This window comes from Holdemanella sp. DFI.5.55, assembly GCF_020593575.1.
GTDB classification, from domain to species: domain Bacteria; phylum Bacillota_I; class Bacilli_A; order Erysipelotrichales; family Erysipelotrichaceae; genus Holdemanella; species Holdemanella hominis.
In genome coordinates this window covers 1-243 of the sequence record NZ_JAJDMK010000349.1, presented here as the reverse complement: position 1 = coordinate 243, position 243 = coordinate 1, and the positions used below count along the sequence as shown (strand labels likewise).

At 28.8% G+C, this 243-nt stretch carries 1 pseudogene; it reads right to left on the bottom strand.

The window, feature by feature from the left end:
* Nucleotides 1-130 precede the first annotated feature (130 nt).
* Nucleotides 131-243: pseudogene (locus LJE08_RS14375) on the bottom strand (topoisomerase); the annotation flags it as partial.

Genomic DNA, 243 nt, shown 5'->3' with positions numbered 1-243 from the left:
AGCTAACTTAGCACGCATAATTACTTCATCATCTTCATTTTTTATTTTTAAATCATTACCGGACAATTCATAAGTATCATTTTCTGATGTCGTACCATTTGTCATCTTTACTTTTTTATCATTAGAAAATTCTAGTTTTGTTTTTGATTCCTTTTACCAGGGTTTCTTTTCCCTCTAGTAATTCTTTTACATTTGTTTTGGTGAGTTTTTTCTTTCTAAAATGTTCAGCTAAAGTGAAGGTAC